Source organism: Pontibacter actiniarum, assembly GCF_003585765.1.
GTDB classification, from domain to species: Bacteria; Bacteroidota; Bacteroidia; order Cytophagales; family Hymenobacteraceae; genus Pontibacter; species Pontibacter actiniarum.
In genome coordinates this window covers 564743-586213 of sequence record NZ_CP021235.1, presented here as the reverse complement: position 1 = coordinate 586213, position 21471 = coordinate 564743, and the positions used below count along the sequence as shown (strand labels likewise).

Annotated in this window: 18 protein-coding genes; 14 read left to right on the top strand and 4 right to left on the bottom strand. The window is 55.1% G+C overall.

Annotated features, from left to right (window positions below; genetic code table 11):
- Positions 1–383: 383 nt before the first annotated feature.
- The 3 genes from CA264_RS02520 (at position 384) to CA264_RS02515 (ending at position 4425) form a co-directional block, all read left to right on the top strand.
- On the top strand, positions 384–2879 hold the full coding sequence (locus tag CA264_RS02520) for a TonB-dependent receptor (protein ID WP_025604290.1): 2496 nt from the start codon (positions 384–386) through the stop codon (positions 2877–2879).
- Positions 2880–3083: 204 nt separating this feature from the next.
- Positions 3084–3230 carry a hypothetical protein gene (locus tag CA264_RS22030; RefSeq protein WP_157593620.1) on the top strand — a complete coding sequence of 49 codons (147 nt, stop codon included), beginning with the start codon at positions 3084–3086 and terminating at the stop codon, positions 3228–3230.
- Positions 3231–3759: 529 nt separating this feature from the next.
- Positions 3760–4425 (top strand): YczE/YyaS/YitT family protein, encoded by a 666-nt coding sequence (locus tag CA264_RS02515; RefSeq protein WP_025604288.1) that lies wholly within the window; start codon positions 3760–3762, stop codon positions 4423–4425.
- 50 nt (positions 4426–4475) lie between these two features.
- Here the strand turns inward: CA264_RS02515 and CA264_RS02510 are convergent, their stop codons facing one another.
- On the bottom strand, positions 4476–4745 hold the full coding sequence (locus CA264_RS02510) for a hypothetical protein (RefSeq protein WP_025604286.1): 270 nt from the start codon (positions 4743–4745) through the stop codon (positions 4476–4478).
- Between the two features lie 647 nt (positions 4746–5392).
- On the opposite strand from CA264_RS02510, the gene CA264_RS02505 reads away from it, so the two are divergent.
- From CA264_RS02505 to CA264_RS02465, 8 genes are all read left to right on the top strand, one after another.
- Positions 5393–6289: an EboA domain-containing protein gene (locus CA264_RS02505; RefSeq protein ID WP_025604284.1), complete on the top strand. Its 897-nt coding sequence runs from the start codon at positions 5393–5395 to the stop codon at positions 6287–6289.
- A gap of 112 nt (positions 6290–6401) precedes the next feature.
- Complete coding sequence (locus CA264_RS02500; protein ID WP_025604282.1) at positions 6402–7343, top strand: TatD family hydrolase; 942 nt, start codon at positions 6402–6404, stop codon at positions 7341–7343.
- A 2-nt stretch (positions 7344–7345) separates the two neighbouring features.
- A complete protein-coding gene (gene eboC, locus CA264_RS02495; protein WP_025604280.1) occupies positions 7346–8254 on the top strand; it encodes a UbiA-like protein EboC in 909 nt (302 codons plus the stop codon).
- Positions 8255–8334: 80 nt separating this feature from the next.
- Positions 8335–9513, top strand: coding sequence for a 3-dehydroquinate synthase (locus tag CA264_RS02490; protein WP_025604278.1), 1179 nt, complete (start codon positions 8335–8337; stop codon positions 9511–9513).
- Between the two features lie 65 nt (positions 9514–9578).
- Positions 9579–10865: a metabolite traffic protein EboE gene (gene eboE, locus CA264_RS02485; protein ID WP_025604276.1), complete on the top strand. Its 1287-nt coding sequence runs from the start codon at positions 9579–9581 to the stop codon at positions 10863–10865.
- Positions 10810–12213 carry an alkaline phosphatase family protein gene (locus CA264_RS02480; RefSeq protein ID WP_025604275.1) on the top strand — a complete coding sequence of 468 codons (1404 nt, stop codon included), beginning with the start codon at positions 10810–10812 and terminating at the stop codon, positions 12211–12213. The genes eboE and CA264_RS02480 overlap by 56 nt, the downstream gene beginning before the upstream one ends.
- Positions 12214–12524: 311 nt before the next feature.
- Positions 12525–13334, top strand: a complete 810-nt coding sequence (locus tag CA264_RS02470) for a glucose 1-dehydrogenase (RefSeq protein ID WP_025604273.1) — start codon at positions 12525–12527, stop codon at positions 13332–13334.
- A 122-nt stretch (positions 13335–13456) separates the two neighbouring features.
- Positions 13457–13912: a DMT family transporter gene (locus CA264_RS02465; RefSeq protein ID WP_025604272.1), complete on the top strand. Its 456-nt coding sequence runs from the start codon at positions 13457–13459 to the stop codon at positions 13910–13912.
- A 65-nt stretch (positions 13913–13977) separates the two neighbouring features.
- Here the strand turns inward: CA264_RS02465 and CA264_RS02460 are convergent, their stop codons facing one another.
- The 3 genes from CA264_RS02460 to CA264_RS02450 all read right to left on the bottom strand — a co-directional run bounded on the left by CA264_RS02460 (position 13978) and on the right by CA264_RS02450 (position 17220).
- Positions 13978–14202 carry a hypothetical protein gene (locus CA264_RS02460; RefSeq protein ID WP_025604271.1) on the bottom strand — a complete coding sequence of 75 codons (225 nt, stop codon included), beginning with the start codon at positions 14200–14202 and terminating at the stop codon, positions 13978–13980.
- 158 nt (positions 14203–14360) lie between these two features.
- Positions 14361–15674: an amylo-alpha-1,6-glucosidase gene (locus CA264_RS02455; RefSeq protein ID WP_237151164.1), complete on the bottom strand. Its 1314-nt coding sequence runs from the start codon at positions 15672–15674 to the stop codon at positions 14361–14363.
- On the bottom strand, positions 15658–17220 hold the full coding sequence (locus CA264_RS02450; RefSeq protein ID WP_025604268.1) for a vitamin K epoxide reductase family protein: 1563 nt from the start codon (positions 17218–17220) through the stop codon (positions 15658–15660). The genes CA264_RS02455 and CA264_RS02450 overlap by 17 nt, the downstream gene beginning before the upstream one ends.
- A 186-nt stretch (positions 17221–17406) precedes the next feature.
- Here CA264_RS02450 and CA264_RS02445 point away from each other — a divergent pair, with 186 nt between their 5' ends.
- From CA264_RS02445 to bioB, 3 genes are all read left to right on the top strand, one after another.
- Positions 17407–18057, top strand: coding sequence for a hypothetical protein (locus CA264_RS02445; RefSeq protein WP_025604267.1), 651 nt, complete (start codon positions 17407–17409; stop codon positions 18055–18057).
- Between the two features lie 338 nt (positions 18058–18395).
- Positions 18396–20228 carry a glycoside hydrolase family 15 protein gene (locus CA264_RS02440; RefSeq protein WP_025604266.1) on the top strand — a complete coding sequence of 611 codons (1833 nt, stop codon included), beginning with the start codon at positions 18396–18398 and terminating at the stop codon, positions 20226–20228.
- Positions 20229–20465: 237 nt separating this feature from the next.
- Positions 20466–21467, top strand: coding sequence for a biotin synthase BioB (bioB, locus tag CA264_RS02435; RefSeq protein WP_025604264.1), 1002 nt, complete (start codon positions 20466–20468; stop codon positions 21465–21467).
- Positions 21468–21471 lie beyond the last annotated feature (4 nt).

Below are 21471 nucleotides of genomic sequence, written 5' to 3'. Positions count from 1 at the left end.
TCTTGCGGTGTGCAACAGTATTCGCTGCAAATGTACTTAACAAAAATTAAAAAGATACAGAAGCAGCATATTTTTTAAGAATAAGACAATCAACAACTGGTAAAATGCCCATTTAAGCAAAGCAGGCGCACTTCCGCATGCTTCGGCTCTGTATGCTACTCACCTCTCCTGCTGCCATATCCGACCAACCTTCTGCTTTGGCCTACCAACAGCTAATCGGTTTACAGCAGCTATTCATATAGAAATGACCTCTATTGGTCTAAACTGTTTTATCAACTCGAAAAAGCAGCTTTACTTTGTTACATAAAGATGTGCGAATCGTCCGGACAAACCGAATCACCAAGTATAAACCTACGCAAGAGCACCGTTTTCTACACGAAACTATGAAGAAAAATCTACTTGTATTATTGCTGGGCCTAGGTACCACAGCAGTACTGGCACAGGCTCCCCAGCAGGCACGCCCACAGCAGCAGCAGCAAGCAGCCATTCCGGGCACCACCGCGCCGAAAGGCAACGCTAAAATCAGCGGTACTGTGCTGGATGCCGATACGAAGCAGCCTATTGAGTTTGCTACCGTAGCGCTTATTAACCTCAGCACCGGCAAGCCTATAGATGGCACCATGGCCGATGATAAAGGCCGCTTTACCTTACAGAAAGTAGCCGCTGGCAAGTATAAACTAAATGTTTCTTTCCTGGGCTACCAGTTGCAGGCGGTAGAGAATGTGACCGTAGCCTCTGATAATGCTGAAGTAAACGTAGGAACAGTTGCTCTTGGCGCTGATACAAAGAAACTGAGCGAAGTAGTAATTACAGGCGAAAAGCCACTGGTAGAAGAGAAGATAGACCGCACCGTCTACAATGCGGAAAAAGACATTACCAACGCTGGCGGCAGTGCTGCCGATGTACTGCAGAAAGTGCCTTCGCTCAGCGTGGATACAGACGGTAACGTACAGCTGCGTGGTAGCGCTAACGTGCGGGTGCTAATCAACAACAAGCCTTCTTCTATCATGGCGGGTAGCGTGGCTGATGCACTCAAGCAGATCCCAGCCGACATGATCAAGTCAGTAGAGGTAATCACAAGCCCATCTGCCAAGTATGACGCGGAAGGTACAGCTGGTATCATTAACATCATCACCAAAAAAGACAGCGGCCTGCAAGGTGTAAACGGCTCTGTGGCGCTTACAGGTGGCACCCGCTCCAGCAACGGCAACGCCAGCCTGAATGTGCGCAAAGGCAAGCTTGGCATTAACGCCAGCGCCAGCACGTTCATGTTCTACAACCACGGCAACATGTCTAACACCACTGTCTTTGCCGAACCAATCGAGACAAGAACCATACGCAACCAGTTTGGTGATACCGAAATCCGTGGTGCTTTTATGAACGGGCAACTTGGGTTTGACTATGAGATTTCTGCCAAGAACAGCCTTTCGGGTAGTATTCGCCGTAACGGGGGCGAGTTTAAGATGCAGAACGACCAAAGCCAGACCTTAACCGAAGGAGGCGTGTTGCAGCCTGAAGAAGTTTATAACACTGATATCGAGAACCGCAACAAGCGCCAGGGCACTGACATAAACCTCGACTTTGTACATACTTTTGAGAAGCCGGGTCAGGAGCTCGCCATCCTTTCGCAGTACGCCACAACCAACACCGATACCCGCAACTACCAGGATCGCTTTAACGCCGGCGAAGCGCCGTACTACTTACAGCGTAACCAAAACGACGGTGGTAATGACGAGCTGACGTTTCAGGTGGACTATGTGCACCCGTTTGAAAACAAAACAACTTTAGAGATAGGTGCAAAAAGCATTTTCAGGGACGTGGACAGCGATGGCATCTACCGTGACATAGAGAAAGGGGAAGAAGAAACAAGGCGGGAGAAGTTTGAGTACGGCCAGGATGTTTACGCCTCATACTTAACCTATGGCTTCACCCTAAGCAAAAAGCTAAACGTGAAGCTTGGTGGCCGCTATGAATACACCGAAATCGACGCCAACCTTATAACGGCAATAAGGAAGTTCTCAGATAGTTATGATAACATCATTCCAAGTGTAGCGCTCTCTTACACCATCAAAGAAAAGCACACGGTAAAAGCGAATTTCACCCAACGTATTCAGCGTCCGTCGTTGTTCTACCTGAACCCTTTTGACCAGGTGCAGGCACCAGGCACAGTAGTACGCGGTAACCCAGACCTTGATGCGGAGCTAACTGACCTTTACGAGTTAGGCTACAGCACCTATTTCAAAACGTCCTCCATCAGCGCCTCTCTTTACATGCGCCAGACGGATAACGCCATCGAAACGGTGCCTGATGTAGAAGGAAACACAACGGTGCTGACCTTTGCCAACGTGGCTAAGAACAAGACCTACGGCATGAGCCTCTTCGGTTCGGTTAAACCTGTAAAAGCCTGGAACATCAGTGGTAGCTCGAACATCTATTATGTTGACCTGAAGAGCACCAAGTATAACAACAGCGGTTGGATGTACAACATCAACGCTAACTCTTCTTATGATTTTGGCAAAGGCTTAAGCGCACAGTTCAACGGTGGCTTTAACTCCAGAAGGGTACAGTTGCAAGGCAGGTTCTCCTCTTTCTCCTATCATACTTTAGCGATCAAGAAGGAACTGTTTGAGGGCAAAGGCGGCATCAGCTTAGGTTTGGACAACCCCTTCCGCAAGAGCATGAAGATGAACAACGATGTAGAGGCGATCGGCTACACGCAGAAAATACACATCAACAACTATAACCGCGGCGCCCGTGTTACCTTCGACTACCGCTTCGGTAAGATGGAGAAACAAAAGGCACCACGCCGTAAACGCAGCATCCGCAACGACGACACCAAACAAGGGGACGGCAACGGAGCAGCAGGCGGGGTTCAATAAAAAAGACACACTACCTAGTTCTACCTACTACCAATTGGCAACGGCCTCACCTGCACAGGTGAGGCCGTTTGTTTACCTGCAGCATATTTTTAGGGCTGGCAGCGTGCGCAGCTCCTGCGAGCGGTATCGTGCGGACAGGTCGCGACCTGTCCCTACAAAAGGTCCTGTACTTATAAGAAGCTGTAGCAGTCAGTAGCTATCGGAATGTTTCCAGTCCTTGGGTTGAGCGCCTCGAGAGTTTCCGGTGACGAGCGTGAGCGAGGCAGCCCGAGGCACGAGGGCAGGAAAGGAAAGCAGCGCGATGCCCTTATCGAGGGCCCCTACCCCCAGGACGAGCCCTCGCGGGCTTGAGCGCTCCAAAGTATAAAGTAAAACATTTGGTATTTGGGGAACTGGAGGATGAACGGAAGCTAGAAAATACAGCTTGGCTGAAGATGCATTAAGCAGTGGCTGTGGAAGTATAAGCTGAAGCAGGTTTGGCTAAAGCTATGCAACTATGGCTCTGCGAGCCAGTTGAGTTACAAACTTAACACTATAAAAGCACACAAGTCTAAAGACTTGCGGCATAAGAGCAAGTTGGCTGCAAGCTGGTAGCAGCGGGAAAGAAGTCAAAGCAGGGGCAGTCTAAGGCACAAGCGGACGCTTGCGCCAGAGAAGCTGTTTCAAGCATCAACTGTAAGTATGGCTTTTCAAGCCAGTCGAGTTGCAAACTCGACATTACAGTAAGACACATGTCTGAAGATTTGCGCCATCGGAGCTAAAAAGGAAGTAGGGCAGTTAACAACTGCACTTTGAATGCTAATAACACAAACCCTTCTAACAAAACATAATGGAAGAACGGGAGGTTTTAACTAACCTTGCAACAGAACAGACTCCTGCTATGCAACTAAACATTTTCAAAGGCGACACTACCCGCAACTGGCTCATCCGCTATGCCTTCTTTTTTATGGGCCTCGTATGCTTTGGGCTTGGCATCGCCATCTCTGTAAAAGTTAAATATCTAGGCCTGCACCCGTGGGATGTACTGAATGTGGCGTTCTCCCAACGGTTTGGCTTTAGCATTGGCACCTGGAGCGTCTTTATCGGACTGGCCCTGATCCTGGTCTCCCTGTTTATCAGCAGAAAGTACATCAACATCGGGACATTCCTAAACGCCCTGCTTATCGGCCCTATACTTGACTTTTTCCTGTGGCTGGATGTGTTGCCAGACGCGACCCATACCGGGCTGGACTACCTCTTGTTACTGCTTGGGATTTTGATTGTGGGCATTGGAGGAGGCTTGTATGTGGCAGGAGGCATCGGCGCTGGCCCCCGGGACGGCTTTATGCTTACGATCTCTGACCGGACAGGCTTTTCGGTGAGCAAGGCGCGTATTGTGGTGGAGTGCGTGGTGCTGGTGATCGGGTACCTGCTAGGCGGGCCGGTATTTATCGTTACCTTCTTCTACACCTTTATCCTGAGTCCGATTTTCCAGGTTTCGCTAAAGCTGTTTGCCCGCCTGCGCGATATGCTCTGTGAGCCGAAGCCGGCAAAGGCAAGGGTATAAAACTAAAAAAGGCAGCCGGGGAGCTGCCTTTTTGCTTGTTTCAAGCTTTGTTACTTTAGTGTCTCGTATAGCTTTTTAGATTTGACGTGCAGGGAGAACCAGTCGTAGTTGTTTCTCAGCATGCTAAAGTTAGTACCCTCCACTACGCCGTTCACTCCTTTTCTGGCCAGGGCCTCGGCAATTACGTTGTCTTCAATCACAAAAGAATCCACTACCAGGCCGCCATTCACAAAGGAACAGGCCAAGCCATTGCCGTTAGGTTTGTACAACAGCGTTTTACTTTTCTTTAGTCCGTTTTCTATTCTTTCCAGTTCTTTCATAATTCTTTCAAGCTTCTACAGGATACACATCAACCGAGGCGATATAGTTCAATACTAAAACAGAATAACACAACCAATCTTCATTTGTACGTGAACAACCAAAAAAGGAGGGTGAATGATGCTAAAGAAGACCCTAACACATTACTCCTATATTTGAGGTAACTATCCTTCACGAAATATCAATGTATAATTACTGCAGAAGTGCAGTTGTAAGGCTATACTTTGCCAGGAAACAAAAGGTTGCCAGCTTGATACAATTTTATGTTTTAGTAACAGTATTGTAACACTGTTAACTAGGTAATCAGTGTTAAAACACCTTTTGCAAACAGTCCTATTTAAAATTCAACCCACTTTTTTACGCAATAATATAAAGGTACCTCCCTCCCGTATCTGCCAGCAACAGAGGGAGAAGTCCGGTGGCACGGGCAGGGCACCAGCAGCACAGGCCTTAGAAGAGCAGCCCAGGCATAAACCTTCTTCTTCTGTGGCCGTAAAAAATCAGGTAGTAATAGTTTAATGGCTATATAGCTGTTCCTGCAATAAGTTCATACTCTCCGGCCACGGGCATTTGCGCGCTCGGCCGGTCAACGCTAGGCCAGGAACAAGAAAGCCGCCAGATTGTCTTACGACCCTAACCCTTTTCAACTGTGTATCAGGCAGACATCTACGCAACCAAAACATTTCTGAAAGAGCTGCTGGAGCGCAGCACCACCACACAGGGGCAGGAATGGCTCACAAAGAAAATGGAGCTCATCGATGCCGAAGGCGCTACCCCTAAAGACCTGTACCTGGCCTTTAGCGCCGCCCCCCGCTTTGTAGGACGAGAGCCGCTGCACCTCTCGCAACACGAAATAGAAATGGCTAACCTGATCCGGCCCGGGTTTAACCCAAGCCGCTGGAACGCCGCCCAAACCGCACGCACGCTTCTGATACTTTCGCAGCCTTACCAGGATGGCGAGGCCTTCCGTGATACCATCGAGACGCTGTTCAACACCGCCGACATGGGCGAGTTGGTGGCGCTGTACGCTGCCCTCCCGCTACTGCCGCACCCGGAGCTGTTCCGGAGCAGGGCCGCCGAGGGCTTCCGCACCAACATGGGCGACGTGTTCGAGGCGGTGGCCCTGGACAACCCCTACCCTGCTGACTACATGCACGAGGACGCCTGGAACAACATGGTGCTGAAGACGCTGTTTGTGGGCAAGCCCGTTTTCCGCATCTACGGCATCGAAAAGCGCAGCAACGCCAAGTTGGCCCGCATCCTGTCGGACTACGCCCACGAGCGCTGGGCCGCCGGCAGGCCGGTATCGCCGGAGCTGTGGCGCCCAGTGGGTCCTTTTATAGACGAGGCCATACTAGAGGATATCAAAAAGCTCTTCTCCCAGCCAAACGAGCTGGAGCAGGAGGCGGCAGCTCTGGCCTGTGCCGAAAGCAGCTGCACCCCCGCCAGGGAGCTCCTGAACGCACACCCCCAGCTAAAGTCCCGCGTCGAAAACGGGGAAATCAGCTGGAGCCTGATCGGCGACAAAGCGCTTGCCGCTAACTAGCCGCCACCCCAAAGCAGTAAACACAAGACCTTTAACCGGCGGCAGAACGGTGGCAAAAGCCGTTCCGCTGCTTCCGTAACATACACTTCACCCAACCTTAACCCCATCCCTTATGAATACGCAGAACCTGATGCTGATCGACCCGCACATCCACATGACCTCCCGCACTACCGACGATTACGCGCGCATGCGCCAGGCAGGCATTGTGGCCATCATAGAGCCGGCTTTCTGGCTGGGCCAGCCCCGCACCGAGCCCGGCTCCTTTAAAGACTACTTCAGCAGCCTGGTGGGCTGGGAGCGCTTCCGGGCAAGCCAGTTCGGCATTAAACACTACTGCACCATCGGCCTTAACTCCAAGGAAGCTAACAACGAGCCGCTGGCCGAGCAGGTAATGGAGCTGTTGCCGCTGTTTGTCTGCAAAGAAGGCGTGGTAGGCGTAGGCGAGATCGGCTATGACGACCAGACACCTATCGAAGACAAGTACTTCAGGGCGCAGCTGGAGCTCGCCAAGGAAGTAAACCTGCCCGTGCAGGTGCACACCCCGCACCGCGACAAGAAAGCCGGTACCATCAAGAGCATGGAAGTGTGCCTGGAGCACGGCATCGCCCCCGACATGGTGGTGATTGACCATAACAACGAAGAAACGGTGAAAGACGTGCTGGACAGAGGCTTCTGGGCTGCCTTTACCATCTACCCTAATTCTAAAATGGGCAATGAGCGCATGGTTGAGATTGTGAAGCAGTACGGCTCTGAGCGTATCATCGTAAACTCATCTGCCGATTGGGGCGTAAGCGATCCGCTTTCGGTGCCAAAAACGGCATCTTTGATGCTGGAGCGCGGTATCAGCTTAGAAGATGTGCGTAAAGTTTGTTACCAAAATGCACTCGACTCCTTTGGTAAAAGCGGCCAGATGCATGAGTCAGACTGGCTACAGGGAAGCCAGGTAGACCAGCGCGAGAAGTTCTCGGACAACTCCGTTCTACGTGGTGGTCAAACGCCTGTGGTAGGCGACGTAACCACCGACGGCACACTGGAATCTAACATAGTACGCTAAGCATGACGAAAGTTGGAGCATACCTGCGGCTGATGCGCCCGGCCAACATTGTAACCGCCATTGCAGATATTATGCTAGGTTACGCGGCCTCAGGCGCCTTGCTGTCGCTTAGCCTGTGGGAAAACGGATTTGAGGCGGCTAACCTGTACCTGCTCGGCTGGCTAGTGCTGGCCACCATCGGCCTGTACGGGGGCGGCGTAGTGTTTAACGATGTGTTTGATGCCGAGCTTGACCGCGTGGAGCGGCCAGAGCGGCCTATCCCGAGCGGGCGGGCCAGCCTGGCAGGTGCCTCCATACTTGGCCTGGTCCTGCTGGTTGGCGGCGTCCTGGCTGCGTGGCAGGTGTCGGTGGCCAGTGCGGCCATAGCCCTGGCCGTAGCGCTGCTTGCCCTGCTCTACGACTGGAAGGGCAAGCACCACACGTTTCTGGGGCCGATAAACATGGGCGCCTGCCGGGGCGGCAACCTGCTGCTGGGCGTGAGCGCCATCCCCGCCGCCATAGAGGATCTGTGGTTTATCGCCTTGATTCCTATCGTTTACATTGCAGCCATCACCATGGTAAGCCGCGGTGAGGTGCACGGTGGCAACACGGCAGCCCTCAAAGGAGCCGTCGCCATGTACGCGCTGGTCTTTGCGGGTATCATCAGCCTGGCGCTGTTGCCACAGTTTAACCTGCTGTACAGCCTGCCCTTCCTGTTGCTGTTCGCCTTCCTTATTTTCCCGCCGCTTCTCAAAGCCTTGCCGGCCCGGGAGCCAAAGCTTATCATCAAAGCCGTGAAAGCCGGTATTCTGGCCCTGATCGTGATGAACGCCAGCATCGCCGCCGGTTTTGCCGGCTGGCAGTACGGGCTGATCGTTTTACTGCTTTTACCCGTATCCATTTATATCGCCAAGAGCTTTGCCGTAACCTGATCAGGCGCTGGACGCCATACGTCCAGCCCGTTTCAACAATACATACTCATTCACCCATTCACCTTTAACATGCCCCGGATATGAAGACGATTGAACAGAATTTTGCAGTACCATTTCGGTATGGGGTATACTTCACAGAGAACCTCTTTGCCCCTTCGAACCAGGTGCTGGCCGATGTGCTGGCACAGGACAGGGCTTCCGGCCCACGCAAAGTAATGTTTGTGGTCGACAGCGGCGTGGCCGAAGCGCACCCGCAACTGCTTGAGCACATCCACCATTACACCTTGGCGCACCCCGATGCACTGCAGCAGGTGGCGGCACCGCTTGTGTTGCCGGGCGGCGAGGAGGCCAAGAACAGCAAGGAGCACCTGCAAGCCATACTTTCCTCTATCAACAAATTCGGCGTGTGCCGCCACTCCTACCTGATCGCGATCGGCGGAGGGGCCGTGCTAGACCTGGCAGGCTTTGCCGCCGCCATTGCACACCGCGGCATCCGCCACATACGCGTTCCCAGTACCGTGCTGTCGCAGAACGACTCCGGCGTAGGCGTAAAGAACGGCATTAACGCCTTTGGCAAGAAAAACTTCCTCGGCACGTTCGCGCCCCCTTTTGCCGTAATCAACGACAGCAACTTTCTGCTGACGCTGGAAGACCGCGACTGGCGGTCCGGGATTTCGGAGGCTGTAAAGGTAGCCCTTATCAAGGATGCGGCCTTTTACCAACGCATCAAGCAGGATGCCGGAAAGCTGGCGCAGCGCGACATGGAGGCCATGCAGCAGCTCATCCACCGCTGCGCAGAACTGCACGTGGAGCACATCGGCGGCCCGGACCCCTTTGAGCTGGGCTCCTCCCGTCCGCTGGACTTTGGCCACTGGGCGGCACACAAGCTGGAGCAGCTCAGCAAGTACAGCCTGCGCCACGGGGAAGCCGTCGCCATCGGCATTGCGCTGGATGTGGTTTACTCGCAGCTCCAGGGCCTCCTGACCGAAGCCGAGCAGGACGATGTGCTGGACCTGCTGCAGGAGCTGGGCTTTGAGCTTTTTACCCCGGAGCTGGCACAGCAAACCCCGGACGGGCAGCTGGCCGTGATACAGGGCCTGCGGGAATTCCGGGAGCACCTGGGCGGCGAGCTGACCATTATGCTGCTGCGCCAGATCGGGGTGGGCGAAGAGGTTCACCACGTAGATGAGCACCTTGTGCAACAGGCCATTGCCCTTCTACAGAAAAAACGTCAACCTCAGCCGCTTTCGCAAGTATAAGCACAGACGGGGCAGTTGGTTTGAAGTATAAACCTGCTGCAATTTTCTCACCTAACCTGATAAAAATGTACCTGGACCAAGGCTATCACCTGACGTACTGTACCAACATCCACCCCGGCGAAAGCTGGAGCGAGGTGTACCAAAACCTGAAAACATACTTGCCTCCGCTTAAAAAAGAACTCTCCCCCGACAAACCCTTCGGCATTGGCCTGCGCCTTTCGCACAAGGCCAGCGAGGAGCTACTAGAAGGGGACCGCCTGCCAAAGCTGAAAGGCTGGCTGCAGGAGCAGGATCTGTACGTGTTCACCATGAATGGTTTCCCCTACGGCGGTTTCCATCATCAGGAGGTAAAGGACAAGGTGCACCAGCCCGACTGGACCACGGCCGACCGCCTGGGCTACACGGTTCGCCTGGCGAAGGTGCTGGCAGAGCTGCTGCCCGAGGGCATGGAAGGCGGCATCTCCACCTCTCCCCTCTCCTACAAGCCCTGGCTGCTGGAGGAGGATGACCAGAAAAAGAAGTCCGTTTACGCACAGTCTGCCAAGCACCTGGTGCAGCTGGTGGAAGAGCTCCTGAAGCTAAAGCAGCGCACGGGCAAAACCATACACCTCGACCTGGAGCCGGAGCCGGACGGGCTGCTGGAGAACTCCAATGAGGTGATCAACTTTTACCAGGAGTGGCTGCTGCCGATGGGCCTGCAGAAGCTGCAGGAACAGGAAGAGCTGCCCCTGACAAAGGATGAAGCCCGGGAGGCCCTGTACACGCACCTGCAGCTTTGCTACGACGTGTGCCATTTCGCCCTGGCCTACGAGAAGCCGGCAGAGGCCTTTGCCAAGCTGCGGCACGCGGGCATCCGGATCGGGAAGATACAGCTCAGCGCCGCCCTCAAAACCAGGCTGCCGGAGGATGTGGAAACACGCGGCGAGATAGCCGAAACCATGGCCACCTTTGCCGAATCGACCTACCTGCACCAGGTGGTGGAAAAGGACAACGAAGGCAACCTGACGCAGTACCCGGACCTGACCTTCGCACTGCAGCACATCCGCAAGCCCAACGCCGTGGAGTGGCGCACGCACTTCCACGTGCCGCTGTTTACGCAGGAGTACAACGAGTTGCAGTCTACGCAGGAGGATGTGGCGGAAGTGCTGCGGCTGCTACAGCAAAACAACGTAACACAGCACCTGGAGGTGGAGACCTACACCTGGGACGTTCTCCCGGAAGACCTCAAAAAAGACCTTTCCCTATCCATCCGGCGCGAGCTGGAGTGGGTAATCGAACATATCAACAAAACTCATAATGCAGAAAACGGTAGTTCTGAACATCGTAGGGCTCACGAAATCCCTAATCGGTAAACATACCCCCAACCTGGCTAAATGGGCTGCAACGGCGCAGCAAACAAGTATAAAACCCGTACTTCCGGCTGTTACCTGCACGGCCCAGTCCACGTACCTCACCGGCAAGTGGCCCGAGGAGCACGGCATTGTGGCCAACGGCTGGTACTTTAGAGAGGAGGACGAGATAAAGCTGTGGCGCCAGTCGAACAAGCTGGTGCAGGCGCCGAAGGTGTGGGAACTGGCCAAGGCCGTCGACCCTACTTTTACCGTGGCCAACATGGGCTGGTGGTACAATATGAACACCACCGCCGACTACACCCTGACGCCGCGCCCGCAGTACCTGGCCGACGGCCGGAAGCTCCCTGACTGCTACACCCAACCCGCCGACCTGCGCGATACGCTGCAGGCGCAGCTGGGCACTTTTCCGCTGTTTAACTACTGGGGGCCAAACACCTCCATAAAGTCGAGCAAGTGGATCGCCGACGCGAGTATCATCACAGACAACCTGTACAACCCCACGCTCACGCTGATCTACCTGCCGCACCTGGACTACAACCTGCAGCGCCTCGGCCCGTCTGACCCGCGCATAGCCAAGGACCTGCAGGAGATAGACACCGTAGCCGGCGAGCTGATTTCGTTTTACGAAGCCCGGGGCGCTCAGGTAATGGTGCTGTCGGAGTACGGTATTTCGGATGTGAACCAGCCGGTGCACCTGAACCGTGTGCTGCGCGAGAAAGGCTACCTGAACGTGCGGGTGGAGCGGGGCACCGAGCTGCTGGACATGGCCATGAGCGAAGCCTTCGCCGTGGCCGACCACCAGGTGGCCCATGTTTATGTAAAAGACAAAGCTAAAACGGCAGAGGTGAAACAGCTGCTACAGCAGACAGCGGGTGTGGAAGAGGTGCTGGAGGGCAAGGAGCGGTACAAGTACCGGCTGGCGCACGAACGCTGCGGCGAGCTGGTGGTGGTCGCTAAGCCCCATGCCTGGTTTACCTACTACTTCTGGCTGGACGATAAAAAGGCCCCGGACTACGCCCGCATGGTAGACATTCATAAAAAGCCCGGCTTCGACCCGGTGGAAATGTTTATCGACCCGAAGATAAAATTCCCGATGCCGCTGGTCGCCGGAAAGCTGCTGCGCAAAAAACTGGGCTTCCGCACCGTGCTGGATATTATTCCGCTGGATGCCACCCTGGTAAAGGGCTCCCACGGCCGCGTTCCCGAAGATAAGAACGAATGGCCGCTTCTGCTGACCAAGTATAGGCCCGAGCTGCCGCAGGAGGTGCAGGCAGTGGATGTGTTTGATATTATGCTACAGCACCTGCAGGTACCCAGGCAAGAACCCGAGTTTCTTGCAGAAGTATAACCTTTAAAAGCCACCGGCCCGCTGCACCCTGTTGTAACGGGCCGGTGGCTTTTTTAACCCTAAGCTCCCACAGCGGTATGCTGGCTCCGGGGTGCCAGCATGCTAGGCTCCCCCACCCTTACGATACTGCTCATCCGCATGCTGAGCCCGGAGGAGCCGCGTTGGATGGCCACTTTCGAAACCCTGGAAAAGAGCCTCCTTGCCGATTGGCACATGTACCGGTACGGCACAGACCACGGCGCCACCAAATGGCTTTTGGAGTGTGAGGCGACAGCCAGCCTTACTAAACATAAAACTTCAACTACATCAATATGACTTACAAAGCATCAGACAGGTTGGCAGGAAAAGTGGCCGTGGTCACAGGGGCCAGCTCCGGGATAGGCCAGGGCATTGCCATTGCCATGGGGCAGGCAGGCGCAAAGGTTGTGATCAACTACCACTCCGACGCGGCGGGTGCCCGGCAAACACAGCAACAGATTGAAAAGGCAGGCGGCGAGGCTATCATACGGCAGGCCGATGTGGCCAAACCGGAAGAGGCACAGGAACTGATAGAAGCAGCAAAAGAACAATTTGGCGCAGTAGACATCCTGGTTAATAACGCGGGCGTGCAGCAGGACCAGGCTTTTCTGGAGATGACGCTGGAGGAGTGGAAGAAGGTGATCGACACCAACCTGACCGGGCACTTCCTTTGCGCACAGGCCGCCGCCCGGGAGTTTGCGAAGCGCCAGGTGAAGCAGGAGGAAAAAACCTGCGCCGGCAATATTATTTTCATCAGCTCCGTGCACGACATCATCCCCTGGGCCGGTCGCGCGAACTACACCGCCGCCAAGGGAGGCCTGCAAATGCTCATGAAAACACTGGCGCAGGAGCTGGCCAAGTATAAAATCCGGGTCAACGCGATCTCTCCGGGCGCTATCAAAACCGATATCAACCGCAAAGAGTGGGAAAGTGAGGAAGGCAGGAAAAAGATGCTCGCCCAGATCCCCTACGGCCGCATCGGCGAACCCGAGGACATTGCCAAAGTAGCCCTATGGCTGGCTACCGACGAGGCCGACTACATAACGGGCTCTACCATCTACGTGGACGGGGGCATGACGCTTTTCCCCTCTTTCAGCGAGTAAGGCAGCTTTTACAGGCACAAAGTATAAACTGTGGGCATGGATTCGTAAATTTGGGTTTAAGCCGTTGGCAGCACCACACAGGAAGCACCGCTTACGGCCTCAGCAAACTACACGCGTTCACCATGCCACAGCTTAACTTTAACTGGGTTATACTTTTACCTTTTTTCGCCGGGGCAGCCGTTGCCACCCAAACCGCCATCAACGGGCAGTTAAGGGCTTCGGTCGGCAGCCCCCTTGTAGCAGCCTTTATCTCCTTTAGCATAGGTACCCTTCTGCTGGCGTCCCTTATCCTGATCACCAGGCAAGAGATGCCCTCCCTTAGCCAGGTGTCAGGCGTTGAATGGTACAAGTTCTTGGGAGGCGTGCTCGGTGCCTTCTTTATCATGTCGGTGATTGTTTCGGTGCAGCGCCTGAGCATTGCCAACCTGCTGGCCCTGGTCATTGCCGGCCAGCTCATTATTGCCCTGGTGTATGACCACTTCGGCCTGCTGGGCCTCAAGCAAAGCCCTATTACGCTCACGCGCCTGGCGGGCGCCGTGGCCTTGATTATCGGTGCCTACCTGATCAATAAAAAATAAGCCTGCCCATGCGCAACGGCACAGGCAGGCTCCTCAGGTAATTACAGTTCTTCTATACTTCTGTTTTAATGCTGTTGATAGTACTGCCTGTCGTTGGGCCGTACCAGTATCCAGAGCAGTAAGCCGACCGGCCATGCCAGGAAAGCAACCACCAGGGCGACAAGCCAGCCCGGCTTACCGCGGCGCTCGGCGTCTTTGTACGCCCAAAAGATACTCCACAGGTATACAATAAAGATGATCAGGCTTAGTATGATTCCGAAAATGCCAAATCCTAAAATAAATTCTCCCATAGCTTGATGTCGTTAAGTTCGGTTCAGTCTTTATACTTTGCTTTCCCTTTTATTTAACGAGACCACCCTTTTAAGGTTGATTATCAAAGCATAACACCAAACCGCGTCCACACTTAAGCCGTTTTACCCGGCCTTCCCGTTCGGCAGCTGCGGCGGGTTTATTTGTAGCCCCTGCTGCCTTTGATCATATCCAGCACCAAACCAGACCAGGTGAATCCCTGGGCACCGTGGCCCTGGCCGGTAAAGGGATCATAGTACTCCCGGAAGCCGCTTTGCGAGATCAGCTTTCTAACGCTTGCCAGCAGCTTGTCGGCCTCCTCCGGGTAGCCCTTGTGCAACAGGTAGCGGTGCATAAACCAGTTAAAGACCACCCACGTCGGGCCGCGCCAGATGTAGACGGACTCGCCCGGGTAAAACGCAGGCTCCCTTACGGAGAGCGACGGAATGGGGTAAGGCACGCTGAAGCCGTCTTTGTGCAGCAGGTGGCGCTGCAGCACGGCCTCGCTGATGCGCCTGGGAATGTTGGGCAGCACCACCGGGAAGAAGATAGTAGCCGTGGCAGTGCGCAGCTGCTCCATCCGCTGCCCCGCCAGGTCATAGAAAGCGGCGTCGGCTTCGTTGTACATGTACTTGAGAATGCTCTCGCAGCACTGGTCCGACCGCTTTTTATACTTGCCCGCCTCCGGGTCGCCCACTGCTTCGCACAGTTCTGCCAGCGCCTGCAGGTTCTGGGCATAGATGGTGTTGAAAGCTACGTCCTTCACGATAAAGTTATCCTGCTCGTAGAGGCGCTCCAGATTATAGCCCCGCCGGAAGTTGCCCATCTCCAGCCACATCACCTTCAGGAAAAGCCGCCAGTCGCCCCTGCCCTTCCGAAAGCCCAGCACCGGGTCAAAGCTTGCCTTCCAGTCCATGCCGGATTCGTAGGGCGAGATAATAGACAGCAGCCCCTCCCCCTCAAAGTCGCGGTTGCGGTGGAGCCAGTCGTAGTACGCCTTCAGCTTCGGGAGCACTTCCCGCACGTAGGCGGTGTCGTGGGAGCAGCGGTAGATGCGCTGCACCGCCTCAGCCACCAGCGGCGGCTGCACCAGGGCAGTCATGTGAGGCTGTGTGAGCCGGAGCAGGGATTTTGGCCTCAGCTGGAACACATCCGTAGCCCGTGCCGGGAACGGCCGCTTCCAGTAAATAATATGCCCCACAAACCCGTCAGGCTCCTGCAGCAGAAACAGGCTCCGGATGTGCTTCTTCGCCATGTCGTGGTCGCCCAGGGCCGTAAGTATAAATACATGGAAGCAGGTGTCCCAGAAGTACTGGAAGGGGTATGTGCCGGGCGAAGGCTTCGTGTAGTGAAAGGTGTAGCCCCCGTTGTGCCCCTGTATCATGTTCTCGTACAGCACCTGGCGCACCTGCTGCTCCATCTGCTCATCCGTCAGCAGCCCCTCTCCCACTTTCAATTTACTTGATGTACTCATCCCAGCCTGCATAGCGTTGCGTTTTTGGTCCAAGCGGGAAAGCCAGGGCGGCCACGGCCAGGCCTAGCACCACACCGGTGATGTGCAGAGCCGTGGGGCCGCCGAGGAACCAGGGAGCCACCGCCACTGCCAGCCCCAGCAAAACATTCAGGTAACGCCCGATGCGCATGGGCTCTCCCATGCAAATCACCGACACCACCACCATCAGCGAGCCCGACAGGTGAAACACATCGGCTACCGTGTCTTTGATCGGCACGCCAAACACGCCCGGCGCGAACACCAGCGCAATGCCCAGCAGCGTGGACACCACCAGCGTCCACGGGAAGCTCATGCCCCATATGGAGGCCGCGAACACTTTACCCGGTTGCTCGGGCAGGCGCATCACCTCTGTGGCGTGCTCCTCTTTTTCGCCACCCTCTATGGTGCCGCCCTTCCAGAAAAGCTTCCAGAAGCCTTCGCCTTTGTTCATCTTCTTTTTCATGAACTGTACCATGGCAATTACCTCGTCCACCTCCAGCGGGATCATTGGCAGCATGATAGCGGCAGCCAACAGGCAGAAGGTGCACCATGCCCCCACCACCACCGGTTGCGAGATCACCAGGAAGATGTGCACCAGCCCCAGCGGGATCACCACGATACCGAACACGGCCACCATCCAGGGCATGGTGCGCCAGCGGGCGGGGCTGCCCATCCAACCCATCAGGAACTCAATGGTGTAGGCAATAGCGCCCAGGCCTGCGTCCGAAACCGGCAGCGAGTGCGACATGCTGGAGTTCAGCACCTGCTCACTCTGGCTCCCGAAAAAAGGGTCCCACACCGAGTCAATGTAACCGAGCTGAAAGGCGGCCAGGTAGCGCGACACCACCCAGCCCACGAAGCCAAGCACGATCATAATCCAGCGCTGTGGCCAACTGGAGGGGTTGTAGGACCACCCCGGCGGCACTTTCGGCCCCATTTCCATGTACATGATCATGTTCGGCATGCCCGGAATCAGAATGGTCAGGCCAATTATCAGGGCTCCCACCATGGTATCGTTGAGGTAGGCGACAGCCGTAGGGGCCCAGAAGAGCAGCGGCGCCATGGTAAGCCAGATGCCGACAAAGCAACAGATCCAGAGGCTGACGGGCCGGTTCGGCGTCAGGCCGCGCCAGCCAAAGAAGATCAGCAACGCACCGCTGATGATGTCGCTCCACTTCATGAACGAGATGCGCTGCTGCATCGTGAGCCATACTTCCCGCCCGCCCGAAGGCTGCACCGTGCCAATGCTGTAGTCAAAGCTCAGCGGGGAAATCAGGACCCAGGCGCCTAAAAGCATGATCAGCCAATACACCCAGAGCGTTTGCTGGTGGTGCATGTGCAGCATTTTTTTGCGCATCTCCGGGTCCATTTTCATGTCTTTATGGTCCCCGTTGTCGTTATGGCCCTGCATTTTCTGGTGGTGCTTCCGCATTTGTTTCTCAGCCATAGGCCGGGTAACCCCGCGCATACCCATCCCCCCTTGCTCCTGCCCGTCCTCGCTTTGCATGTTTTGTTTGTCTTTTCCCATAGTTATTTTGCTCGGGTTTTGATTTCGTATTTACACACGTTAAAAGTATACGCACCTGCTCCTGTTGAGATGAACTTGTGCTTAAAAGGTTAAGCAATACTGATTAAACATCAACATCCCAGCCGCTTGCGCGTATCTCTTCAAGATGTATTGCATGATATTTCAACATTAGGAGGAGCAGATACTATGTCTATTAAAAATATAATCAACAAGGTTAAAGACGAGGTTACCAAAGAGGTAAAGGTGTTGCAGGGAGAGGAAACGAAAGACAAGCTTCATACCCACGAGCACGAGTACCCCACCGAGGCGGCCGCTGTGAAAGAGTTTGAAGAAGCGAAGCGGAAGCTGTTCGACGTAAACCTATGGTCACACCTGGAAGGCATCAACTCCACGTTTGAGCTTTACGACCCCTACGGGCACAAGACAGACACCACCCATCCGGAGGTGGGCTATTTTATCAAGATCACGCTACCCGGAGGGCTGGAGAACTGGGTAAAGATCACAGCTATACACGTGGAGGATGCGCTGGCAGAGTTCACCGTACACCCTAGCGAAAAGCCGGAGGAGCGCAACAAGGGAGAAAAGGTTATCGAGCACTTCTTTATTAAAGAGGCTAGCAGCACGTTTCGGGTAGAGCGACGGGGCACAAAGCTGATTGGCTACGAGATCGGCCTGAACGAAGGGATCAACAACCAGGGCGAAGAGGCCGGCGACCGTGCCCTGCTAAACACCCTGACGGCAGAAGGCGGTTGGGCCGGAGTACAGGCCCTGCAGTGGAACAAGCTGGTGTACTACTTTGTACACCCCGAAGAGGCCCGCTCCCTGGACACGAAGTAGCAAAACATACTCTTCATTATTTGTCAGCCGCTGCACGCAGGAAACCACCGCGTGCAGCGGCTGCTTTTTTCTGCGACAGCTAGTGCTGTAGAACAGGCCCTCCCCTTTGGCAGCAGCGGCACCGCCCGGTTTTCCTTTATGGCAGAGGCTGGCGTAGCCTTAAAAATCGACGGGCAGCACGCTAATGGCACCCTCCAGCAGGCATGAAGCCAGGAGCCGGAGCAGCCGTAGAGTCGCAGAGGCAGTGGCTTGCTCCCTTTCTTTTACCCATTCGCAAAACCAGTCGCTACAAACCAGCTTTCCGGGGATGCCGTAAAGACGAGCAAGCCAACTATACCATGAAAGACTACCACTCTATTGAAGATTACGGCCTGATCGGCAACCTGCATACCACGGCGCTTGTCTCCAAAACCGGCTCCATCGACTACCTGCCCTTTACCCGCTGCGACTCCCCCACCGTTTTTGCGGCCATCCTCGACAATGAAAACGGAGGATACTGGCGCATTTCTCCGGAAAACGGCGATGTCCGCTATAAGCAGCAATACCTGCCGGACACAGGCATTTTGCTGACCCGCTTTCTGGCGAAGGATGGGATTGCTGAACTCACTGACTTCATGCCGGTGCGCAAGAGCAAGGAAAGAGGCGCCCTGGTGCGGGAGCTGAAGGTGATCAAAGGCAAGCTCCGCATCAGGATGGACTGCAGGCCCCGCATGAACTATGCCCGGTCTGGCCATACGGTCGAGTGGCAGGATGACGTGGCCATCATCAGCAGCAACGGCGACGACGGTACTTGCTTCCGTTTTATGAGCAGCGTTGCCGTGGAGGAGCAGGACGGCAACCTCAGCGGCTGCTGGGAGCTGAAACAGGGCGACAGGATTTCCTTCGTCATCGAATCCATGCACAACGCCACGGCTTTCGAGCAAAAGGACCTGGACTACTTTACCCAGATCGCCTTTCATGATACGGTTAACTTTTGGCAGACCTGGGTGGAGGAGAGCAATTACGAGGGCAGGTGGCACGAAATGGTGCTGCGCTCCGCCATCACGCTAAAGATGCTCACCTCCTATGAGTTTGGGTCTACCATCGCGGCGGCTACGTTCAGCCTGCCCGAGGCGATAGGCAGCATCCGCAACTGGGACTACCGCTATACCTGGATCCGGGATGCGGCGTTTACCATGTCCTCCTTCCTCCGCCTGGGCTTCCTGAGCGAGGCCGGACAGTTCATCGACTGGCTGATGCGGCGCTGCGAAGAGATACAGGAGGCTTCCGACCTGCAGCTCATGTACGCCGTCGACGGCACTTCCAACCTCACCGAGCAGGTGCTGGATAACCTCAAAGGCTACAAAGGCTCTTCTCCCGTCCGTATCGGGAACAAGGCTTTCAGGCAGTTCCAGCTGGATATTTATGGCGAACTGATTCAAACCATCTACCTCTACGACCGGCACGGCGGACCGGTAACCTTTGAGTCCTGGAAACACGTGCAGAAATTTGTGGACTTTGTGGCCAGCAACTGGCAACGGAAAGACCACGGCATCTGGGAGGTGCGCGGCAACAAGGAAGAGTTCATCCACTCCAAGATCATGTGCTGGGTAGCGTTGGACAGAGGCATTAAGCTGGCGCAGGAGCGCTCCTTTCCGGGCCCGCTGGACGCGTGGCGCGAAGTAAGGGACCGCATCTACCTAGACGTGTATGAGAACTTCTGGAACGAGGAGAAGCAGGCCTTTGTACAATACCGCGGGGCAAACGTGCTGGACGCCTCCGTGCTGATCATGCCGCTGGTGGGCATGTTTAGCCCGGCGGAGCCGCGCTGGCAGTCTACTTTAAAGGCTATCGAAGAAAACCTTACCACCGGCTCACTGGTTTACCGCTACAACCTCAGCAGCAACGTCGATAACCTGCCCGGCGACGAAGGCACCTTCTGCCTTTGCTCTTTCTGGTATATCGAGAGCCTGGCCGTTGCCGGCGACCTGCAGAAGGCCCGGCTATACTTTGAGAAGATGCTGGGCTACTCCAACCACCTGGGCCTCTACTCGGAGCAGGTGGGGTTGCAGGGGCAGCTTCTGGGTAACTTCCCCCAGGCGTTTACCCACCTTGCCCTCATCAGCGCGGCGCTGGAGCTAAACCTAAGCCTGAGTGACCTGCAGTCACGCCAGCCCCGGCGGCCTGCTTAAGCAGGCTTCTGCCTCCGTGGGCGCGCCTGTTTTACGGCTGCCAGCAGGGCTCACCGGGGCTGCTCTCCCGGCTGCCCGGACCCGGCTAATTTTCTCAACAAATTAACAAAGCGATTTATCCACAGAAAAGGCGCACAAGCTGAACCACTTAGGTATTTATCCACGGAATCCACCCATATTTTTGATTTTTTATTCCTAAATCTTCAAATTACCTTCGTAACCCAAAACACGAGTACCATGACGCAGAACGGACAAAACACAGCTCTCCGCAACGACTGGAGTCTGGAGGAAATAGAGGCGATTTACAACAAGCCTGTACTGGAACTGATCGTAGAGGCAGCCAATGTACACAAGCAGTACCAGGCAACCGGCGAAGTGCAGGTATGTACGCTGCTTTCAGTTAAAACAGGAGGCTGCTCTGAAGACTGTGCTTATTGCCCACAAGCTGCCCGCTATCATACGGGCGTGGATGTGCATAAACTAATGAGCCAGGAGCAGGTGATGACGGCTGCACAGCGTGCCAAAGAAGGCGGTTCTACCCGTTTCTGCATGGGCGCAGCCTGGCGCGAAGTTCGCGATAACCGCGACTTCGACAAAGTGCTGGACATGGTGAAAGGTGTAAACGACCTGGGCCTGGAGGTGTGCTGTACGTTGGGTATGGTAAACGAGTACCAGGCTGAGAAGCTGAAAGAGGCCGGTCTGTACGCCTACAACCACAACCTGGACACCTCAGAGGACAACTACGCCAGCATTATTACCACCCGCACCTACGATGATCGCCTTAACACGATCGACAACGTGCGCAAGGCTGGTATTTCTGTTTGCTCCGGCGGTATTATTGGCCTGGGAGAGACAGACCAAGACCGTATTGGCATGCTGCATACGCTATCTACCATGGAGCAGCACCCGGAATCAGTGCCGGTAAACGCCCTGGTACCGGTTAAAGGCACTCCCCTGGAGAACCAGCCGCTGGTATCGGTGTGGGAAATGGTGCGCATGATTGCCACGGCCCGTATCCTGATGCCAAAGTCAATGGTGCGCCTGTCTGCCGGCCGTGAGCGCATGAGCGTAACCGAGCAGGCGCTTTGCTTCCTGGCGGGCGCGAACTCCATCTTCACCGGTGAGAAGCTATTGACGACCCCTAACCCGGATTTCGACGCGGACAAAGCCATGTTCGACCTGCTGGGCCTGAACCCTAGAAAGTCTTTCAAAGAAGAAGCCCAACCGGTGGTTGGCTAGATAG

Coding starts and splice junctions, on each gene's coding strand:
- bioB (WP_025604264.1), top strand. CDS start 20,466: ATGACGCAGAACGGACAAAACACAGCTCTCCGCAACGACTGGAGTCTG.
- CA264_RS02515 (WP_025604288.1), top strand. CDS start 3,760: ATGCAACTAAACATTTTCAAAGGCGACACTACCCGCAACTGGCTCATC.
- CA264_RS22030 (WP_157593620.1), top strand. CDS start 3,084: ATGTTTCCAGTCCTTGGGTTGAGCGCCTCGAGAGTTTCCGGTGACGAG.
- CA264_RS02445 (WP_025604267.1), top strand. CDS start 17,407: ATGTCTATTAAAAATATAATCAACAAGGTTAAAGACGAGGTTACCAAA.
- eboE (WP_025604276.1), top strand. CDS start 9,579: ATGTACCTGGACCAAGGCTATCACCTGACGTACTGTACCAACATCCAC.
- CA264_RS02460 (WP_025604271.1), bottom strand. CDS start 14,202: ATGGGAGAATTTATTTTAGGATTTGGCATTTTCGGAATCATACTAAGC.
- CA264_RS02500 (WP_025604282.1), top strand. CDS start 6,402: ATGAATACGCAGAACCTGATGCTGATCGACCCGCACATCCACATGACC.
- CA264_RS02490 (WP_025604278.1), top strand. CDS start 8,335: ATGAAGACGATTGAACAGAATTTTGCAGTACCATTTCGGTATGGGGTA.
- CA264_RS02465 (WP_025604272.1), top strand. CDS start 13,457: ATGCCACAGCTTAACTTTAACTGGGTTATACTTTTACCTTTTTTCGCC.
- CA264_RS02455 (WP_237151164.1), bottom strand. CDS start 15,674: ATGAGTACATCAAGTAAATTGAAAGTGGGAGAGGGGCTGCTGACGGAT.
- CA264_RS02470 (WP_025604273.1), top strand. CDS start 12,525: ATGACTTACAAAGCATCAGACAGGTTGGCAGGAAAAGTGGCCGTGGTC.
- CA264_RS02480 (WP_025604275.1), top strand. CDS start 10,810: ATGCAGAAAACGGTAGTTCTGAACATCGTAGGGCTCACGAAATCCCTA.
- CA264_RS02450 (WP_025604268.1), bottom strand. CDS start 17,220: ATGGGAAAAGACAAACAAAACATGCAAAGCGAGGACGGGCAGGAGCAA.
- CA264_RS02520 (WP_025604290.1), top strand. CDS start 384: ATGAAGAAAAATCTACTTGTATTATTGCTGGGCCTAGGTACCACAGCA.
- CA264_RS02510 (WP_025604286.1), bottom strand. CDS start 4,745: ATGAAAGAACTGGAAAGAATAGAAAACGGACTAAAGAAAAGTAAAACG.
- CA264_RS02440 (WP_025604266.1), top strand. CDS start 18,396: ATGAAAGACTACCACTCTATTGAAGATTACGGCCTGATCGGCAACCTG.
- eboC (WP_025604280.1), top strand. CDS start 7,346: ATGACGAAAGTTGGAGCATACCTGCGGCTGATGCGCCCGGCCAACATT.